18 protein-coding genes are annotated in these 17,535 nt (G+C 63.1%); 8 read left to right on the top strand and 10 right to left on the bottom strand.

Annotated elements, in window-relative coordinates; genetic code table 11:
* Positions 1 to 66: 66 nt before the first annotated feature.
* Positions 67 to 1,167 carry a site-specific DNA-methyltransferase gene (locus tag AC6GQJ_RS09410; protein ID WP_500767620.1) on the top strand — a complete coding sequence of 367 codons (1,101 nt, stop codon included), beginning with the start codon at positions 67 to 69 and terminating at the stop codon, positions 1,165 to 1,167.
* Between the two features lie 238 nt (positions 1,168 to 1,405).
* Here AC6GQJ_RS09410 and AC6GQJ_RS09405 read toward each other — a convergent pair whose 3' ends face one another.
* Positions 1,406 to 2,542: an alkane 1-monooxygenase gene (locus tag AC6GQJ_RS09405; RefSeq protein WP_500767619.1), complete on the bottom strand. Its 1,137-nt coding sequence runs from the start codon at positions 2,540 to 2,542 to the stop codon at positions 1,406 to 1,408.
* A 74-nt stretch (positions 2,543 to 2,616) separates the two neighbouring features.
* A complete protein-coding gene (locus AC6GQJ_RS09400) occupies positions 2,617 to 3,609 on the bottom strand; it encodes an A/G-specific adenine glycosylase (RefSeq protein ID WP_500773867.1) in 993 nt (330 codons plus the stop codon).
* A 137-nt stretch (positions 3,610 to 3,746) separates the two neighbouring features.
* Between AC6GQJ_RS09400 and AC6GQJ_RS09395 the strand changes: the two genes are divergently transcribed.
* From AC6GQJ_RS09395 to AC6GQJ_RS09385, 3 genes are read left to right on the top strand one after another with little or no spacing between them, the layout of a single operon-like run.
* The gene (locus AC6GQJ_RS09395; protein WP_500767618.1) at positions 3,747 to 4,268 is read left to right on the top strand and encodes a DUF721 domain-containing protein; all 522 of its coding nucleotides are present in this window, start codon (positions 3,747 to 3,749) and stop codon (positions 4,266 to 4,268) included.
* Positions 4,265 to 4,963, top strand: coding sequence for a DsbA family protein (locus AC6GQJ_RS09390; protein ID WP_500767617.1), 699 nt, complete (start codon positions 4,265 to 4,267; stop codon positions 4,961 to 4,963). The genes AC6GQJ_RS09395 and AC6GQJ_RS09390 overlap by 4 nt, the downstream gene beginning before the upstream one ends.
* Positions 4,963 to 6,090 (top strand): CaiB/BaiF CoA transferase family protein, encoded by a 1,128-nt coding sequence (locus tag AC6GQJ_RS09385; protein WP_500767616.1) that lies wholly within the window; start codon positions 4,963 to 4,965, stop codon positions 6,088 to 6,090. Before AC6GQJ_RS09390 ends, AC6GQJ_RS09385 begins: the two co-directional genes overlap by 1 nt.
* Positions 6,091 to 6,194: 104 nt before the next feature.
* Here AC6GQJ_RS09385 and lpxK read toward each other — a convergent pair whose 3' ends face one another.
* The 6 genes from lpxK to AC6GQJ_RS09355 all read right to left on the bottom strand — a co-directional run bounded on the left by lpxK (position 6,195) and on the right by AC6GQJ_RS09355 (position 12,470).
* Complete coding sequence (gene lpxK, locus AC6GQJ_RS09380; RefSeq protein ID WP_500767615.1) at positions 6,195 to 7,187, bottom strand: tetraacyldisaccharide 4'-kinase; 993 nt, start codon at positions 7,185 to 7,187, stop codon at positions 6,195 to 6,197.
* Entirely contained in the window at positions 7,187 to 8,407 is a 1,221-nt protein-coding gene (locus tag AC6GQJ_RS09375; RefSeq protein WP_500767614.1) for a 3-deoxy-D-manno-octulosonic acid transferase, read from the bottom strand. Before AC6GQJ_RS09375 ends, lpxK begins: the two co-directional genes overlap by 1 nt.
* Before the next feature lie 7 nt (positions 8,408 to 8,414).
* A complete protein-coding gene (locus tag AC6GQJ_RS09370) occupies positions 8,415 to 8,657 on the bottom strand; it encodes a DUF4170 domain-containing protein (RefSeq protein ID WP_500767613.1) in 243 nt (80 codons plus the stop codon).
* Positions 8,658 to 8,725: 68 nt separating this feature from the next.
* A complete protein-coding gene (locus AC6GQJ_RS09365) occupies positions 8,726 to 9,511 on the bottom strand; it encodes an inositol monophosphatase family protein (RefSeq protein ID WP_500767612.1) in 786 nt (261 codons plus the stop codon).
* On the bottom strand, positions 9,498 to 10,847 hold the full coding sequence (locus AC6GQJ_RS09360) for a TldD/PmbA family protein (RefSeq protein ID WP_500767611.1): 1,350 nt from the start codon (positions 10,845 to 10,847) through the stop codon (positions 9,498 to 9,500). Before AC6GQJ_RS09360 ends, AC6GQJ_RS09365 begins: the two co-directional genes overlap by 14 nt.
* Before the next feature lie 90 nt (positions 10,848 to 10,937).
* On the bottom strand, positions 10,938 to 12,470 hold the full coding sequence (locus AC6GQJ_RS09355; RefSeq protein WP_500767610.1) for a DUF2125 domain-containing protein: 1,533 nt from the start codon (positions 12,468 to 12,470) through the stop codon (positions 10,938 to 10,940).
* Positions 12,471 to 12,608: 138 nt separating this feature from the next.
* Here AC6GQJ_RS09355 and AC6GQJ_RS09350 point away from each other — a divergent pair, with 138 nt between their 5' ends.
* Both AC6GQJ_RS09350 and AC6GQJ_RS09345 read left to right on the top strand, forming a co-directional pair.
* The gene (locus AC6GQJ_RS09350; RefSeq protein WP_500767609.1) at positions 12,609 to 13,361 is read left to right on the top strand and encodes an SDR family oxidoreductase; all 753 of its coding nucleotides are present in this window, start codon (positions 12,609 to 12,611) and stop codon (positions 13,359 to 13,361) included.
* Positions 13,358 to 13,966, top strand: coding sequence for an enoyl-CoA hydratase/isomerase family protein (locus AC6GQJ_RS09345; RefSeq protein ID WP_500767608.1), 609 nt, complete (start codon positions 13,358 to 13,360; stop codon positions 13,964 to 13,966). Before AC6GQJ_RS09350 ends, AC6GQJ_RS09345 begins: the two co-directional genes overlap by 4 nt.
* Positions 13,967 to 13,985: 19 nt before the next feature.
* Here the strand turns inward: AC6GQJ_RS09345 and AC6GQJ_RS09340 are convergent, their stop codons facing one another.
* Positions 13,986 to 14,279 carry an HNH endonuclease gene (locus AC6GQJ_RS09340; RefSeq protein ID WP_500767607.1) on the bottom strand — a complete coding sequence of 98 codons (294 nt, stop codon included), beginning with the start codon at positions 14,277 to 14,279 and terminating at the stop codon, positions 13,986 to 13,988.
* 76 nt (positions 14,280 to 14,355) lie between these two features.
* On the opposite strand from AC6GQJ_RS09340, the gene AC6GQJ_RS09335 reads away from it, so the two are divergent.
* Together AC6GQJ_RS09335 and AC6GQJ_RS09330 are read left to right on the top strand one after the other, a co-directional pair.
* On the top strand, positions 14,356 to 15,687 hold the full coding sequence (locus AC6GQJ_RS09335; protein WP_500767606.1) for a mechanosensitive ion channel family protein: 1,332 nt from the start codon (positions 14,356 to 14,358) through the stop codon (positions 15,685 to 15,687).
* Positions 15,684 to 16,877, top strand: coding sequence for a TIGR03862 family flavoprotein (locus AC6GQJ_RS09330; protein ID WP_500767605.1), 1,194 nt, complete (start codon positions 15,684 to 15,686; stop codon positions 16,875 to 16,877). The genes AC6GQJ_RS09335 and AC6GQJ_RS09330 overlap by 4 nt, the downstream gene beginning before the upstream one ends.
* Here the strand turns inward: AC6GQJ_RS09330 and AC6GQJ_RS09325 are convergent.
* The gene (locus tag AC6GQJ_RS09325) at positions 16,874 to 17,467 is read right to left on the bottom strand and encodes a glutathione S-transferase family protein (protein WP_500767604.1); all 594 of its coding nucleotides are present in this window, start codon (positions 17,465 to 17,467) and stop codon (positions 16,874 to 16,876) included. The genes AC6GQJ_RS09330 and AC6GQJ_RS09325 overlap by 4 nt on opposite strands.
* Between the last annotated feature and the right edge of the window lie 68 nt (positions 17,468 to 17,535).

Here is a 17,535-nt window from a genome sequence, read left to right as displayed (position 1 = left end):
TCGCCTTTGACTCATCTTGGATGCAACCAACGAGCACAAAATGTGCCGGGGACAGAGGCAGAGAAAATGACGAAACATATGAAGAGCGCCGAGGCGCTTCCGTTGAACCAAATTATTGCAGGCGACTGCATTGATGTGATGAACAGTCTTCCGGCGAATTCTGTTGATCTGATCTTTGCCGATCCGCCTTATAATCTGCAGCTGCGGGGCGATCTGCATCGCCCTGACAATTCCAAAGTGGACGCGGTTGACGACCATTGGGACCAGTTCACGTCATTTCAGGTCTATGACCAGTTCACCACCGCATGGCTGAAGGCGGCGCGCCGCCTGTTGAAGCCGGATGGCGCGATCTGGGTCATCGGCAGCTATCACAACATTTTCCGCGTCGGTGCGGCCTTGCAGAACGAAGGGTTCTGGATCCTGAACGACGTCGTATGGCGCAAGTCGAACCCGATGCCGAACTTCCGCGGCAAGCGCCTGACCAACGCCCACGAAACGATGATCTGGGCCGGCAAATCCGAGGCTAGCAAATATACCTTCAACTACGAGGCGCTGAAGGCGCTGAACGAAGGCATCCAGATGCGCAGCGACTGGGTTCTGCCGATTTGCACAGGGCATGAGCGTCTGAAGGACGAGGCGGGCGACAAGGCCCACCCGACGCAAAAACCCGAAAGCCTGCTGCACCGCGTTCTGGTCGGATCGACCAACCCCGGTGATGTGGTTCTGGACCCGTTCTTTGGCACTGGCACCACCGGTGCGGTCGCCAAGATGCTGGGCCGCGAATATATCGGGATTGAGCGCGAGGCCGCCTACCGCAAGGTTGCCGAGAAACGCATCGCGTCGGTCCGCAAGTTCGACCGCGAAGCACTGACTGTCTCAGCCTCCAAACGTGCCGAGCCGCGTGTGCCTTTTGGCCAGTTGGTGGAACGCGGCATGCTGCGTCCGGGCGAAGAGCTGTTTTCCATGAACAAACGTCACAAGGCCAAGGTCCGTGCCGACGGCACCTTGATCGGCGACGATGTCAAAGGGTCGATCCATCAGGTCGGCGCCCATCTGGAAGGCGCGCCAAGCTGTAATGGCTGGACATACTGGTGCTTTAAACGCGACGGGCAGGTGGTGCCAATCGACGTCCTGCGCCAACAAATCCGCGCCGAGATGCACGACTGATATGCGACTTTATATCCGAACCGCTGCGATTTCTCTGACCATGTCGCTGCGCAGCACTGCACAGCCCATGAGCACGCAAGTCTCGTCAAAACGCACGGTTTCCTGAACACCGCCAGGTGCCTGCGGTCTTGACCCAAGACTGAACCGAAGGCACTTCACCTTAGCCCCGCCTTGTATTTGGCGGGGCCTTTTTGCGTTTGCAGTCCCGATTATATGGCGTGCCCAAGGGCGCACGGGCCTAGCGGGGCAGCGGGTTGGTCGCCTTGTTATAGGCCGTCCAGTCGGTGATCTCGGGATAGTACATCTCGCGCCATTTGCGCACGCGCGGGTTCATCATCTGCCGCCAGATGCGCGGGATCATCGCGGCAATCGACATCACCGGATAGCCATAGGGCAGTTGCGGCGCGTCTGCCTCGGTATAGTTTTGCAGAACCGGAAAGCGTCGGTCGGGCTTGTAGTGGTGATCCGAGTGGCGTTGCAGGTTGATCAGCAGCCAGTTCGACGCCTTATGCGCAGAATTCCACGAATGGCGCGGCTGGACGTGTTCGTATTTGCCTGCGCCCAGATGTTTCCGTGTCAGCCCATAATGTTCGATGTAGTTCACCAGCTCAAGCTGCCAGATCGCCGTGCCTGCCTGTGTCAGGAACAGCGCGACACCGACCCAGCCGCCAAGGATCAGGGCGAAAACGAGGAAGGTCAGTTGCAATGCCGCGTATTTCCAGAACGGGTTTGACAGGTCCGTCGCAGGCAGGCTTTTGCGCGCTAGCATCGACTTTTCCGCATTCCACGCGCTGGCGAGAGACTGGCGCAGAACGCGGGGATAGAACCTGTAGAAACTCTCGTTTAACCGCGCCGTGACGGGGTCGCGGGGCGTGGCCACATAGCGGTGATGCACCAGCAGGTGTTCGGACCGGAAATGGGAATAAAGCACCATGGCCAGCAGGATATCGGCAAGCCAGCGTTCAATCTTGTTCTTCTGGTGCATTAGTTCGTGGCTGTAGTTGATGCCCACCGTGCCGGTCAGCACGCCGACGCCAAAAAAGACGGCGATCTTCTCGAACGCGTTCAGGTGTTCGGCAGGGGCGACATAGGCGATCAGCGCAAACAGCATCACGAATTGCGCAGGGGCCCAGATGATCGTGATGGCGCGATACCAGAACAGATCGTCTTCGGCTGTTTCGGGGTCGGCATTGTCGGTGTTCAGGCCCACCGCAAGGTCAATCACGGAAAACATGTACCACGTGGCGGCGGGCAAAAGCAGCAGCGTCCACCCCCCGAAGATCGCACTGATTACCGCCAGCGGCAGCAAAAGGAAGGACAGGGCAAAAGGCAGCGCGTTTTGCAGTTTGGCCACGGTAGAGGGGGGCAGGGTCATGTCACATCCTTGGTTGTGCTGCGCGAATATAGGATGCGCGCCCCGTCCCTGCCAAGAGCGACGCAGCGCCGCGTCTAGCTGCCGGTCACAAGATCAAGCGCCTTGCGCATCACCGTGGGCAGGTCAGAGGGACGAAATGCCTCGCGCGGGACAAATTTGCCTGCCGTGTCCGGCGCGTTTTCGGCGCGGGTCAGCATGACGTCCAGTATCAGGTGGAAATGGGTAAAGGTATGGCGCACCTCGCCCGCGACCTTGGCCCATTCTGCGGCAAAAGGCGGGGTGTCGGGGCGGGGCAGGGCGGCATCGATCCAATCGGTGCTGGGCCAGCCGCGCATGCCACCCAACAGGCCCTTGTCCGGTCGGGTCTCAAGCAGCCACGCGCCGTCCGTGCGTTGGCACAGATAGACTGTGCCATGGCGGACGGGCTTAGGCTTTTTCGGGGTCTTCTTGGGCAGTTCCCGCGCCGTGCCTTTGGCGCGCGCAACGCAGGGGGCGTACCACGGGCAGATGCCGCAAGCAGGGGATGTGGGCGTGCAGATCGTGGCACCCAGGTCCATGACCGCCTGCGCATAATCGCCGGGACGTGCCGCCGGGGTCAGGCGTTCGGCATGGGCTGTCAGGATCGGCTTGGCCGCGGGCAGGGGCGTGTGTTCGTCAAACATGCGGGCCATCACCCGTTCGACATTGCCGTCCACGACCGTGTGGCGCAGATCGAACGCGATCGAGGATATGGCCGCGGCGGTATAGGGGCCAATCCCCGGCAGTTTCAGCAGGGCAGCGTGATCTGCTGGAAAAACACCGCCATGTTCATCGACCACGGCGCGGGCGCATTTCAACAGGTTGCGGGCGCGGGCATAGTATCCAAGGCCCGCCCACTCGCCCATCACATCGGCATCCTCTGCCGCCGCCAGCGCGTCAACCGTGGGCCAGCGCGCCATGAAGCGCTGGAAATAGGCGGTAACGGTGGCCACGGTGGTCTGTTGCAGCATGACCTCGGACATCCATACGGCATAAGGATCGGGCCGCTGCCCTGCCATTTTATCGGCAGGGGCGGTGCGCCACGGCATGGCACGGGCATGTGTGTCATACCACGTCAGCAGGCTATCGCTCAGGTCACGCAAGAGTTATGGTTTCCTTCAGTGTCTTGGGTGGCTCATGCCTCCCCGTCCGCTATGGTCGCGTTTGAATCACAAGGAACATAGTTATGGCCCCGCGCCGCGCCACCACAAAAGGGTTCAAACGCACAGCAACATTGCTGACGGGCCGGATTCGGACGGCCAGCGAAAGCCGTGGTTTTGCGCAAAGCAGGCTGTTGACCGACTGGGCCGAGGTGGCAGGGGCGGACATCGCCGCCATCGCCCGCCCTGTCGAGGTGAGCTATGGCCGTGGCGGCATGGGCGCGACGCTGACCCTGCTGACCACGGGGGCGCAGGCGCCCATGCTCGAAATGCAAAAAGAACAACTGCGTGCGCGGGTCAACGCGGTCTACGGCTATAACGCCATCGCGCGCATCCGCATCACGCAAACGGCTGCCACGGGCTTTGCCGAAGGACAGGTGGCGTTCCAGCACGCCCCCAAGGACAAGGGGCCAACGCCCCCCGCACCCGAGATGCAACAGGCCGCCAGCGCCGTTGTCGCACCGGTTGCGGATGAAGGTTTGCGGGCCGCGCTTGAGCGGCTTGGCGCACATATACTGACAAAAGAGAAGCAAGGAAAACGTACATGAAACGTATTATCGCAGTGGCTGTCGTCGCCATCGGTGTTGCCGGATATTTCTGGTCCACGACCGGCACCTCGACGCCGCAATCCCCTGATCAGGCGCTCCAGTCGCAACAGCTGCTGGGGGCCGCCACCGCCCAGACAGCCGAAGCCGAAGTCGACACATCGACCGTCAAGGAAATGCAACTGGGCAATCCCGACGCCGATGTGACCGTGATCGAATATGCCAGCTATACCTGCCCGCACTGTGCGAACTTCCACGCCGGTAACTACAAGCAGCTCAAGGCCGACTATATCGACACCGGCAAGATCAACTTCATCTACCGCGAAGTCTATTTCGACCGTTTCGGCCTTTGGGCTTCGGCCGTGGCCCGTTGCGCAGGTACGCCTGAAAGCTTCTTCGGGATTTCCGATCTGCTGTACACTTCGCAGGCCGAATGGAGCCGCGCAGGCGGCGGTGATCCGGCAGCCATCGCAGAAGAACTGCGCAAGATCGGGCGTCTGGCGGGGCTTGAAGGCGACGCCATCGAGGCGTGCCTGACCGATGGCGACAAGCTGCGCACTCTGGTGGCGTGGTATCAGGAAAACGCCGAGGCAGATGGCATCCAGTCCACGCCCAGCTTTGTGATCAACGGCAAGACCTATAACAACATGGCCTATAGCGAAATGTCGGCGCTGATCGACGAAGCGGCAGGCAGCTGATGGCCAGTTCGGGTGCGGGGCCCCTAGCGGGGCTGCGCGTCGTCGAACTGGCGCGGGTACTGGCCGGTCCTTGGGCAGGCCAGACCCTTGCTGACCTTGGCGCGGAAGTGATCAAGGTCGAGGCCCCGCGTGGCGATGATACCCGCCAGTGGGGCCCACCCTTTGTGACACGGGACGAGGACGTGTCAGCCGCCTATTTCCATTCGACCAATCGCGGCAAATCCTCGGTCATCATTGACTTCAAAGACCCCGAAGGGCGCGAACGGCTGTTTGAGTTGCTGGATGGTGCCGATATCCTGATCGAGAATTTCAAGGTCGGCGGGTTGGCGAAATACGGGTTGGACTACGACGCGATCAAAGACCGCTTTCCGCGTCTGATCTATTGCTCGATCACCGGATTTGGCCAGACCGGCCCCTATGCGCCGCGCGCGGGCTATGACTTTATCATCCAAGGCATGTCCGGTCTGATGTCGATCACCGGCGCGCCAGAGGGGCAGCCGCAAAAGTCCGGTGTGGCGATCACGGATATCTTTACCGGCGTCTATGCGACGACGGCCATTCTTGCCGCCGTGCACCAGCGGACAAACACGGGGCGGGGGCAGCATATCGACATGGCGCTGCTGGATGTGGCGGTGTCTGTCACATCCAATCAGGCGATGAATTATCTGACCAGCGGTGTCGCACCGGGGCGGATGGGGAACGCGCATATGAACCTGACGCCCTATCAGGTCTTCGATTGTGCCGATGGCCATCTGATCATCGCCACCGGAAATGATGCGCAATACCAGCGTCTGTGCCGCCTTCTGGGGCTGGACGAAATGGCGCAGGCACCCGAGTTCCTGCATAATTCGGACCGGATCGCGCATCGTGACGAGATGACCGCACGGCTGACCGCCGCCACGGTGTTGCGCACGCGGGATGATCTGCTGGCGGCTTGCGAGGCCGAAGGCGTGCCCGCAGGGCCCATAAACGACATGGCCGATGTGATGGCCGACCCGCAGGTCATAGCGCGGGGTATGCAGATTAATCCGGGCGGTGTGCCGGGTATCCGCACGCCCATCCTGTTTTCGGACGCGGACCTGTCGCTGGACCGCCCTGCGCCCAAACTGGGCGAGGACGACGCCTGAGGCTGCTGTAAAAAGGCGGCGCTGCGCGCCACACGATGTTTTGCATCCGCCTCCGGCGGATGCGATGCGCGCCGCGCGGGGGATTTTTTTAGAACAGAGAAGGGTCAGGTGCGGGGTAGCGCCTTGATCCGTTCGTCCAGCGCGCTGGCATCGTCAAAAGTGAGGCGGACGGGCAAGGTGATGACCTTGCTGCGGAAAGTGGCGGGCAGGCGGACTGCGTCTTTTTCGGTAGTGACCAGTTGGGCCCCTGTGGCGCGCGCTTCGGTTTCGAGACGGGTGAGAAAGGCGGGGGAGAGCGGTTGGTGATCGCCCAATGCCTCGGCCCGTTGAAGGGTCGCGCCAAGCTGGCGCAGCGTGTCGAAGAATTTCTGCGGTCGACCGATGCCTGCAAAGGCGATCAGCGGTGTGTCGGTCCAGTCCATGCCTGTTCGCAACGGCGCAAGTGTGGCGCGCAGGCGGTGCAAGCCGTCGGGCAGTAGTGTCGCATCAAACGCGGTTTGGGCCGCGTCAGAGCCGATGGACAGGAGCAGGTCAGCCCGTTGCAATCCGGTTTGTGCCGGTTCGCGCAGCGGGCCCGCGGGCATGCAAAGCCCGTTGCCAAAGCCGGTTTCAGCATCGACAACCACGATGGACAAGGTGTGTGCCAGTGCCGGATTCTGAAAGCCGTCATCCAGCACAATCACGCTCGCGCCAGCCTCTTTCGCCTTTTGCGCCCCTGCGGCGCGATCACGGGATATCCATGTGCGGGCAAAGGCCGACAGCAGCAAGGGTTCGTCGCCGACCTGCGCGGCAGAGTGTTTTGTGGGATCAACCTCGACCGGGCCTTGCAGGGTGCCGCCATAGCCGCGGCTGACGATGTGGGGGTCGTGGAATGCATCGCGCAGCCGTTCGACTAGTGCCATGACAGTGGGCGTCTTGCCTGTGCCGCCAGCGTTGATGTTGCCGACGCAGATCACCGGAATGCCGATATCAGTGCGCGGCCCTTTGGCAAGTCGCCGCGCGGTCGCCTGCCCGTAGAGCGCGCCCAGAGGGGCCAGCAGCCGTGTGCGCCAGTCCTGCGCGCCCTTGTCCGATGTCCAGAAGTGCGGTGCGCGCATCAGTTCGTTCCGTTCTCTTCGCCGTCAAGCTGTGACTGGACGAGGTCGATGATACGGTCAAGGCTGTGCGCGCCTTGGGTGACCACATCCCATCCGGCCATCGCCATTTGTGCCGCCTGATCCGGTGCAATCAGCTGCATCACGGCGCGTCCGAGGGTCAGTTTGTCTTTGACGATGCGCGCGGCCTTGGCCTGAACCAATCGGGTGAAGGCGGCGGCGTGTTCACCCACATAGGGGCCATAGATCAGCGCGGTGCCATGTGCCGCCGCAGCGTATGGGTCGCAGACCGCGTGGCCCTGTTTCAGCGACCCGCCGAGGAATGTCACCGGCGCTAGGCGCAACCACAGGCCCAACTCGTCGTCAGCATCCGCGATCAGAACCTGACAGGCCTCGTCCGGCATCTGGCCCGCGCCCCAGTTGGCGGCGCGCAGCCCTGCGGTATGGGACAAGTCCATGAGGTGCGCCGCATCGGCGTGCGAGGTCGTGTGCAGGATCAGCAGCAAGCGGTGCGAACTGCGCACGGCGATCCGGTGTGCGCCAAGGATGATCCGCCCCTCTTCGCGCGCAGTGCGGGCCGAAAGCCATGTGGGGCGTCCGGCAAGGGCAATGCTCATCTCGGTGATATCGCTGTCGGCGGCGGGCAGCATTTGGCCAAAGGGTTGCAGCGGTGTGGCCTGTTCGATCTGCGGCAGGGCGCGCCCAAGCTGGGCGAGGCGCAGATGGGCGTCGGAACCGCGGGCAATCACGTGGTGGAACACGGCCATCACACGCCGTTGCACCTCGGGTAGCCAGCGGTCGCGCCGTCCGTCAAAGCCGTCCTTGGCCCCGTCCACCAGCATCATGTAAGCGCCACTTTTCGCGGCGGCGAGGATCAGGTTCGGGCGCAGGCCGCCCCATGCCCAGATCACCACATCGGGTTTCCAGTGCGCGACGAATTGCGCGGCCATATCAGGGTGGTCCCCGTCAAGGGGTTCGATATGTACAGAATCCGACGGCGTCCCGTCAAAGCCGCCCTGATGCGCCGTCAGCACAACATGGGTGCCGTGGCGCATCGTCACCAACCGCAGGGCAAGGTCATGGATGGCGCGGTTATTGCCCGTCTCGCCCGCGTGGATCCACACGACTTCGCCCTCGGGGCGCGCGCCCGCAGGCGCATAGTCCGGGGCCGTGCGTCGACCGGACAGCGTCCGGTAGGCCGTCAGCCCCAGTGATCCGCGCATGGTCGTCCTAGCCCAGTTCTTCGGTCGGGGCGACGGCGTTTTCTTCGTCGCGCAGGCGGTGCAGGTGGGCGATGAAATACCGCATATGGGCGTTGTCGACCGTGCGCTGCGCCTCGGATTTCCACGCGTCATAGGCGGTGTCGTAGTTGGGGAAGATGCCGACGATATGCAGATCGTTCACATCCTTGAACACGTTCTTGGACGGGTCCACCAATTCGCCACCAAAGACGAGGTGCAGGCGTTGGGTCATGGGATAATCCTTTGGAATACTAGGTCAGGGGACGATACGGACCAATGTGCGCATCTGGGCAAAAGGGGTCAAGCGGGCGCGGGCGAAAGCAGTGCCACAAGGTCGGAATGAAGCGGCGCGCCCGCCGCCACGACGCCGTTCAGGGCAGGGCGCGCGTTGTTGAATCGCAGCTTGGCTCCGGTGCGGTCGGTGATGGTACCGCCTGCCTCGGCCACGATCAGCGCACCTGCGGCAATGTCCCATTCCCAGCTGGGGCGCAATGTCAGCATGCCGTCAAACCGCCCTTGCCCCACCAGTGACAGGCGATAGGCAAGCGAGGGGCGGTAATGGCGAACGACCTGAGGCGGTTCGGCCTTCCAGTGGATCGGATCGAAATTGGGGCGCGGCGACAGCACTTTGCTGGCTTCTGACAAAGGTGCATCACTGGTGTGCAGCGCGGTGCCATTCAGTGTCGCGCCCATGCCCTGTCCGGCGGCATAGAGCTTGTCGCGCATCGGCAGATAGACGGCGGCCGCTGTAACCTGTCCGCGATGGGCGACGGCGATTGAAATGGCCCAAGTCTTGCCGCCCTCGACAAAGCTGCGCGTGCCGTCGATCGGGTCGATGATGAATACAGTGTCGTGATCCAGCCGCGTGGCATCGTCGTCGGTTTCCTCGGACAACCAGCCATAATCGGGGCGGGCGGTACGCAGTGTCGACAGCAGCACGTCGTTCACGGCCAGATCGGCCTCGGTCACCGGCCCTGCGCCATCGGGTTTGTCCCAGCGGCGCGCCGCCGGACCGACAAAGCTGGCGGCAACGCGCCCCGCGATCCGCGCGGCGTCGGTCAGAAGGGGCAGATCAGTTGCCGGCAAGGGTCATTCCCGACACCAGCAGCGACGGTACTACGCGGCTTAGATGCGTCCGCGCATCGTTGGCGGGCACCAATGATCGCAGCATCTCGGGCAGGCTGCCAGCGATGGTGCATTCGTTCACGGGATAGGCAATTTCGCCATTCTCGACCCACAGTCCCACTGCGCCACGTGAATAATCGCCCGTATTGGGATTGATCGTCGATCCGATCATCGAGGTGACGAGCAGGCCTGTGCCCATGTCGCGGATGAGGTCGTCGCGGCTGGCAGTGCCTTGGTCCAGCGCGACATTCCAGTTCGACGGGCTTGGCGGCGAGGACGTACCGCGTGCCGCGTTGGCGGTGGACGCCATGCCCAACTTGCGCCCTGTGGCCAGATCCAGTGTCCAGCCGGTCAGAACGCCGTCCTCGACAATGGTGCGGCGGGCAGTGGCTAGCCCTTCGGCGTCGAACGGGCGGGTGCCGTTGGCGCGGGGGCGGTGGGGGTCTTCGATCAGGTTCAGCCCCTCGGGCAGTACCTGTTGGCCCATCAGATCGCGCGCCCATGACGATCCACGCGCCACGGCGCTACCGTTCGCAGCAGCCAGAAGGTGGCCGATCAGCGTCGCGGCGATGCGTTCGTCAAACAGAACCGGATAGGCACCCGTGGGCGGTTTGCGCGCATCAAGCCGAGCGATGGCGCGTTCGCCCGCGCTTTTGCCAATATCGCCTGCATCGCGCAGATCGCCCTGAAAAATGCGGCTGTCCCCGTCATAGTCGCGCTCCATCCCAGTGCCTTTGCCCGCGATGGCGACACAACTGATGGCGCGGTCAGTGCGGCGATAGCCGCCGGAGAACCCGTTGGACGCAGCCAGCCACACATCGCGCGCGCCATAGGCGCCGGTGGCCTGTTGCACCTGCTCCACCCCTGCGACGGCTAGTGCGGCGGCTTCGGCCTGCAAGGCGTCCTGCTGCAGGGCGGCGGGGTCGGGTTCGGGCGTGGGGTCGTAAAGTTCCAGCGCGTCGATGTCCCAATCGCTGGCAAGTTGAGACGGATCGGCAAGGCCCGCATAGGGGTCTTCGGGCGCTTCATGCGCCATCGCGACAGCACGGGCGGCCATCTCGGTGATGGTGCGATCTGAAATGTCCGAGGACGACACGTTTGCCTGCCGCTGCCCGACAAAAACGCGCAGTCCTAGATCAATCCCTTCGGAGCGTTCGGCATGTTCCAGCGTGCCAGCGCGCACATCGACCGAGACCGATGTGCCCTGAACCGCCATCGCATCGGCGCTGTCCGCGCCTGCCGTTTTCGCCGCTTCGATCAGCCGCGCCGTAAGGGTGGAAAGGTCAGATGGGGTCACTGTGTCTGCTCCGCTGGCTTGGTCATGAGGTAGCGGCGCAGGCGGTGACGTGCAAGGGCGGGCCCGTCCAGCCCGCCCTTTTCACAGAACTCAGCGGATGCGCTGCCCGTTTGCCAGCACATGGCCCGCGCCGTTCACCTCGATCCGCGAGGACAGCGTGTCCGGCGCATCGCCCGGTACGGCAAAAAGGCCCATCATCATACGCGCACCCATCGCCTGTTCCTCGGGCAGCAGGCCGATGCCGACCAACTTGTCGAGCAATCCGTTGCCACCAGTCAGCGACAGGTCGATCCCGCCCAAGGGGCGCGGCATGCCGTCGAATGTCACCGTGTCGCTGTTGTCAAAGGTAAAGGAACCGTGCCCCGTCAGCTTGGCCCCCGCCGCATCGAATTGCAGATCGTTCAGGGTCAGTGCCGCCAGTTCACCCGGTGCGGCCCCTGTCTGTTCCAGTACTGCGGCCTGCGCGGGATCAAGGAAATCAAACAGCACCTTGGCCCGCCCCGACAGGTCCACCAGCAACGTCGCAGGATCGCGCGGCAACTGCCCCGAGGGGTCAAACAGCCCCCAGATCACGTCCGACACTTTCAACTCGCTGAGCGAAACGGTCATGCCGAAATCCTGCGGTTCCGGCCCCTTTTGCAGCGGCATCAGGAAACTGGTCCCGACTTCCGCGGCGGAAAAAGACAAGGGCAGGGGGAATTCGGTGACCAACATGTTAAAGTTCACATTGCGCTGCACCACGTCATAGATCAGCCCCGCAGGCCCCATGGCGATGCTAAACGCGCCGCCGTCCGAGGTGCTGTTGGCGGTGCCGCTGCCCTCTGGCCCGTTAAACGACAGATCATAGCTGCCGCCCTTGGTGGTGATCACGCCCGTCACGTCCAGCCCGTCATCCAGCATGGCGTTCATGTCCTGCGGATCGCTGTCCAGCGGCAGAACGCCGTTGCCGTCCAGCACGACCTCTTGCAGCGCGCCTTTCATCTTGAACGCGCCTTCGCCCTCGGGGTCTGCAAAGGCAAAGTCGTAATCGACCGAGGCCGCCGTGATCCGCTGGTCGATCTGGCGCATCTCGTCCACGCCCGTTTGCACGGTGTAGGACAGGTCGTTCATCTTGACATCGACCTTGGCCACCGTGGCCGGAATGACAACGCCGTCTACCGTCAGCGTGTCCATCACAAGGGCGGCGGTTGTCGCGCTGTAGTCATAGGTCAGGTCACCCGGATCGCCCGCAGCAGTCATCACCGGATCGGTCTGGGTTACGGTCACGGTCACATCGACCTTCTCGCCGGTTTCCGGTGCCATCTGCACCTCGACCGAGGTTGTTTCGGGCAGCTCAATCGCCACAGTGCCATCGCCCTGTTCGACAAAGCGGATGTCGTCCATGCCGACGCGGGTGGTGCCATCCGCGCCCTCGGGGCCGAACGGCATCTTTGCCACCAGGCCGCTGATCGTCAGGGTGCCACCGCCGGTGTTTTCCGAGGCGCTGACCTCGTACCCCGAGGCGGTCATATAGGCCTTCCAGTCGGCCCAGACATCGGCAGCGGTCAAATCGGCAAACGCGGCTGTGGCGGGCAGGCAAAGCGCTAGGGCCGTGCCCTGCGCAAGACGGGAAAAATAAGCCATGATCGAGAATCCTTTTGGATGGAATTTGCGGCCATCGTCCGGCAGCAGGGCAAAAGCGTCAAGGGCAGACGCTGGACCTCTTGGTGCGCTGGACGTACCAACGGTCCAAAGCACAGCATGCAAAGGAAGGCAAAGCACATGACGGATATGACAGGACAGACAGTGTTGATTACCGGTGCAAGCCGCGGCATCGGGGCGGACACCGCGCGGGTTTTCGCCAAGGCAGGCGCGAATGTCGCACTGATCGCCCGCAGCGAAGGGGCCATTAACGAACTCGCCGAAGAGATCGGCGCGCAAGCCATCGCGATTCCCTGCGACATCAGCAACTATGCCGAGGTCGAAGCAGCCGTGGACAAGACCGTCGCCACCTTTGGCGGGCTGGACGTATTGATCGGGAATGCGGGGGTGATCGAACCCATCGCTCACCTGTCCGAGGCCGACCCAGAGGCTTGGAGCACCGTGATCGACATCAACCTCAAGGGCGTCTTCTATGGCATGCGCGCGGCGTTGCCCGTGATGCGGGCCAAGGGGCGTGGGTCGATCCTGACCATCAGTTCCGGCGCGGCCCACGGTCCGGTCGAAGCATGGTCGCATTACTGCGCGTCCAAGGCCGGTGCGGCGATGCTGACCGCCTGCGCCCACGAAGAAAACGGCGCCGCCGGTATCCGCGCCATGGGCCTCAGCCCCGGTACCGTTGCGACCCAGATGCAGCGCGAGATTGCGGCCAGCGGGATCAATCCGGTCAGCAAGATCGCGTGGGAAGATCACATTCCCGCCGACTGGCCCGCCCGCACCCTGCTGTGGATGTGTTCATCCGAAGCGGATGCGTGGGTCGGCAAAGAAATCTCGCTGCGCGATCCCGACATCCGCAGCAAGGTCGGCCTCGCGTGATCGAGGTCGAAACACGGGACGGGGTGACAACACTCACCCTGAACCGTCCCGACAAGGCCAACGCGCTGACCGAAGCGATGCTGGAACAGTTGGTGGGTGCGGTGAACGACGCGCAATCCAGCGCGGCGGTTATCCTGACCGGTACGGGCAAGGTGTTCAGCGCCGGTGCCGATCTGGATGCGGCGCGGGCGGGGCTGGCGACGTCGGACCTGTGGGAAGAACTCTCGGGTGCGATTGCCGCGCTTGAGGGTGTGACCATCGCCGCGCTGAATGGCACGGTTGCGGGCGGTGCGACCGGCATGGTTCTGGCCTGTGACATGCGGATTGCGGTGCCTAGTGCCAAGTTCTTTTATCCGGTGATGAAGCTCGGCTATCTGCCGCAACCCAGCGATCCGGCGCGCATGGCCGCCCTGATCGGGCTGTCGCGGACCAAGATGATCCTGCTGGGCGGGCAAAAGATCACCGCCGATCAGGCACTGGCCTTCGGGCTGGTGGACGAGGTGACGGCACCGGACGATCTGCTGGACCGCGCCCGCGCCCTGTGCGCCGATTGCGTCGCTGCCGATCCGGCCACGGCGCGCGCGATCAAGGCGATGTGCCCCTGACCTATCGTGCGAGCCGCGCCTACCTCTTGCGCTGCGGGCCGGGTATTTTCGACGCAAATCCCGGCGGGCGCTTCGCCACCCATGCGGCAAACTTTGCCAGCCGTGGATGCGCTCGCAGCCGTTCAGGCGTCGCATAATCTCGCGCCAGTTCCGCCTCTGTCAGGGTGGCGTGTATCTCGCGGTGGCAGATGTGATGTAGCAGAACCGTCGGCCCACCCTTGCCACCTTTCAGCTTGGGGATCAGGTGATGCACGCTTTGCGGGGCATCAGGCGGGATCGGACGGTCACAGATGGGACAAATCGGGTCGGGCATATTGCGTCAAACCTTGCGTGAACGGGCCAACACGTGACAAGTGGCCTGTGACGCGACCAAGGCAAGGGGGACGCCTGTGGAATTCGATCTGGAAAGCCAGCCCGAGATTGTTCAGACCATAGCAGGCTATGGCGTGCAGGGGTACGATCTGGCCATGTCTTGGCTGCTCAGCCCTGCGGCGTGGTCACAGTTCGGGTTGTTGATCGTGGCCTATGTCGCGGCTGTTCTGGTCACGCGCCGCCTGCGCCCGACGCTGGCGAACCTGCTGGATCCGGGCGATAAGGACAACATGTTCGCGCAGGCCCGTCGATTTGTCGCGCAGTTCCTTCCGCTTCTGCTGCCCCTTCTTGCCTATGCGTTCACCGGTATCGGCGAAAGCGTGGTGCGGTCGCTGTTTGACAGCGGTGCGGTGATCGCCTTTGGCAAGCGCGTGTTCTTGTTTCTGGCGGCGCGCGCGCTGGTGCGCGACATCATCAAGGATCCGTTCCTACACATGCTGGGCCGCTTTGTCCTGATCCCGATTGCGGCGATCTATGCGCTTGGACTGCTGGATACGGTATCCGTGGCACTGACCGAAACCGTGGTCGGCGTGGGCAATATCCGCTTTTCCCTGATGAGCATCGCGCGTGGGCTGATTGCCGGTTCGCTGCTGTTCTGGCTGGGCCAATGGTCGAATTCGCAAACCGCGACGCTGATCTCGCAGCAAAAAGAGATGCGCCCGTCGATCCGACAATTGCTGATCAAGACGGTCGAGTTTGTGATCTTTGCCGTCGCCTTCCTGTTGTTGATGAACATCATGGGCATCAATCTGTCGGCCCTTGCGGTGCTGGGTGGTGCGATTGGTGTCGGGCTTGGTTTTGGTCTGCAAAAGATCGCGTCGAACTTCATCTCGGGTGTGATCCTGCTGGTCGAAGGGCAGGCCACAGTGGGCGACTATGTCGAACTTGACGGGGGAGAGGCGGGCACAATCGTCAAGATGACCGCCCGCGCCGCGATCCTTGAAACCTATGACGGTCGCTGGATCGTTGTCCCGAACGAGGATTTCATTACCACCCGCGTGGTGAACTATTCCGACAGCGGGTCGGCCAACCGGTACGAGGCCGAATTTTCGGTCAGTTACGATACGGACATCAACACGGTGCCCGCGATCATCGAAGCGGCAGTGGCGACCCATCCCGAAGTGCTGGACGCGCCCTATCCACCTGATTGCGAACTGCGCGGTTTCGGGGAAAGCGGCATAGATTTCGCGGTGGAGTTCTGGGTGAACGGCATTGATGACGGACCGAACAAATACACATCCGACGTGCTGTTTCTGATCTGGAACGCGCTGCGCGACAATGACATCACCATCCCCTATCCCCATCGCACTATCGAAGTGTCGGGCGCATTGCGGACACAGTCGGAATGACGCGCGTTGCCGTGATCGGGGGTGGCCCCGCCGGATTGGCTGCGGCCGAGGTGATGGCCGGTGCAGGCCTGTCCGTCACCGTGCACGATGGCAAACCGTCACTTGGACGCAAGTTTCTGATGGCGGGCAAATCGGGCCTGAACCTGACCAACGCCGCCCTGATGGCCGAGGTCGCCGCCGAGTATCAAGAGGCCGAACCATGGCTGGCCGAGGCGCTTGGCAGCTTTGACAATCAGGCCATTGTCGACTGGGCCGCAGGACTGGGGCAAGAGATGTTTGTGGGCAGCACAGACCGCGTGTTCCCGCGCGCGATGAAAGCCTCGCCCCTGCTGCGCGCATGGCTGGCGCGGCTGGACGGCATGGGGGTCGCACGGCGCACGCGCTGGCGTTGGACCGGATGGGATGGCGATGCGCTGACCTTTGACACCAGTGACGGTCCGCAACGCGAGGAATTCGATGCCGTGGTGCTGGCCTTGGGCGGCGCAAGCTGGGCGCGGCTTGGCAGTGACGGCGCATGGGCGGCGCAGTTGGCAGCCAAGGGCGTGGATGTCGCGCCCTTTGGCGCGGCCAATGCGGGGCTGTCGGTGACATGGTCCGAGCATATGTTCCGTCTATTGGGCCAGCCCGTCAAAGGGGTGGCGTGGCGTTCGGGCGCGTATAAGTCGCGGGGAGAGGCAGTGTTGTCGCGGCGCGGTCTGGAAGGCGGCGGTATCTATTCCGTGTCACGGGGCGTGCGCGAAGGTGCACCGCTGTATCTGGACTTGATGCCGGACCTGAGCGTGGACGAGGTCGCGGCCCGCGTGGCGCGCCCGCGTGGCAAGGCGAGCTTTGCGAACCATCTGCGCAAGGCACTCAAGATGGATCCGCTGCGGCTGGCACTGGCACAGGAGTGGGGCAGGCCGTGGCCCGATGATGCCCTCGCCATTGCACGGCGGCTCAAAAAACTGGTGGTGCGCCATGACGGCTTGCGCCCCATGGACGAGGCGATCTCGACCGCAGGTGGGGTGCGCGCAGCGGCGATGGATCACCGTTTCATGCTGCGCGCCGTGCCGGGTGTGTTTTGCGCGGGCGAAATGCTCGATTGGGAGGCCCCGACAGGTGGCTACCTGCTGACCGCCTGTCTTGCGACAGGACGGTACGCGGGGCAGGGCGTAGTGTCGTGGCTGGCCGAAGGCGGCGCGCCCGCCTAGTGGTCGCCCGCCGCGCGGAACTGGGGCCGTGCGCGCAGTCGTTTGGAATAGTCTTTCAGCGGGGCGGGGATCGCAGGGAAATTCGCGCCAAAGGCCCAACCGAGGCAATGCACCGCCAAAAGGTCGGGCAGAGTGATCTCGTCCCCCATCAGGAAGTCGCCACCTGACGCTTCGAGCGTCTGTGCCAGCGTCTTGGCATTCTGGTCGAATTCTTGATGCAGGGTGGGCTTGATGTCGGGCACACGCATGGGTTCGGGCAGGACAAAGCTGTGCTTGGCGGCGGTCCACAGGACGGCATCCATTTCGTCGATCAGCCACGCGGTCAGTGCATCCTGACGCGCCCGCTGCGGCGTGCCGGCGGGGGCGGTCAGACCGCCGTGCTTGTCCGCCAGATAGGTCATGATTGCCACGCTGTCGGTCAACACCTCGTCACCGTCCACAAGGGCCGGAATCTTGCCCAGCGGATTGTATTGCCGCGCCTCGTCCGAGCGCGGGGCGGCAGGTACGACCTCGTATTCCTGTCCCAGTTCTTCGAGCATCCACATGACGCGGAAAGCGCGGCTTTTGACGGTTCCGATAACGCGGTACATGGGCATCCTTTCAGCTTCGGTTCGGGGCAGGATTGCAGCGCGTATCGACAGGTGCAACAGATAATCGG

This window comes from Tateyamaria sp. 7Alg 36, assembly GCF_059882455.1.
Note: the sequence above shows the minus strand (reverse complement) of the source record. Positions and strands in the feature narration are given on the sequence as shown.